Genomic DNA, 1,173 nt, shown 5'->3' on the forward strand with positions numbered 1-1,173 from the left:
TAGAGCCGCTTCGGTTTGATCTTCAGTCGATCTCGCAGCCGTCCACCGGTTGGTGGTTGTGGGTGCATTGGGCAGCATACTCAGCCGGGGTGAGGTAGCCCAGCGATGAGTGCCGGTGCCGGTTGTTGTGGTCGTCCTTGAAGTCCCCGATCACCACCCGGGCTTCGAGCAGGCTCGTCCAATAGTTGCGGTTCAGGCACTCCTTCCGTAGGCGGTTGTTGAAGGATTCGATGTGGCCGTTGTTCCACGGCGTCCCCGGCGGAATGTAGGAAATTCCGACACGGTCGCGGCAGAACTGTTGCAGCACATGCGAAATGAACTCCGGACCGTTGTCCATCCGCAACACCATAGGCGGACCACCCCACAACGCGAACACCTTCTCCAGCTCATCGGTCAACCGCTGCGCCGTGATCGACCGCTCCACGATGTTCAACAAGGACTCCCGGGTGTGTTCGTCGATCATCGACGCGATCTTGATCGCCTTCCCATCGACGGTAGAGTCGAACTGAAAGTCCATTGCCCACACCACCTTCGGGGAGTCGGCCTCGATCTGCGGGCACGAACTGACACCGGCACGCTTGCGTGGATGGTAGATCCGAACCTGCAGGCCCTCCTCCTTCCATAGCCGGTGAACCCTCTTCTTGTTCACCGACATGCCCTGATCGTGCCTGAGATGAGCCCAGGCGCGACGGAAACCGTGCAACGGGTTCGAGCCCGCATACTTGCGTAGCGTCGCCCTCAGGGCCGCGTCAGGGTCGGCGGGCGTCTCTGCGATCGGTGTACGAGCGTATGTGGAGCGGGCGAGCCCAACTGCTTTGCATGCCAACCGCTTCGAGATACTCATCGTGGCGACGAGCATGTCGACGGCGCGGCGCTTGGCGGCCGGGCTCAGAATTTTCCCCGCGCAACCTCCCGCAGAGCATCCTTTTCCAGCTCGGCATCCGCGAGCAGGCGTTTTAGCTTGCTGTTCTGCTCACGGAGCTCCTTGAGTTCCTTCGCGGCGTCTGTATCCATCCCGCCGTACTGCCGGCGCCAGTTGTACAACGTTGCCGCCGACACCTCGAGGTCCGCGGCAATCTCCTCCTGCGTCTTGCCTGCAGCGGTGAGCTCATCGGCACGGCGCAATTTGCGCACGATGTCTTCAGCAGAGTTGCGCTTTCGTCCAGCCATGTT

The 1,173-nt window shown here is 61.3% G+C and carries 1 protein-coding gene; it reads right to left on the minus strand.

Annotation, left to right across the window (positions count from 1 at the left end; all coding sequences use genetic code 11):
* Window positions 1–22: 22 nt before the first annotated feature.
* Window positions 23–1,170 (minus strand): IS3 family transposase gene (locus QMK17_RS26275; RefSeq protein WP_442972837.1). Its coding sequence is split into 2 segments (ribosomal slippage): window positions 23–903 and window positions 903–1,170, totalling 1,149 coding nucleotides; the frame shifts between segments, so codons are not numbered across the junction.
* Window positions 1,171–1,173 lie beyond the last annotated feature (3 nt).

Source organism: Rhodococcus sp. G-MC3 (assembly GCF_030063335.1).
Lineage (GTDB): Bacteria > Actinomycetota > Actinomycetes > Mycobacteriales > Mycobacteriaceae > Rhodococcoides.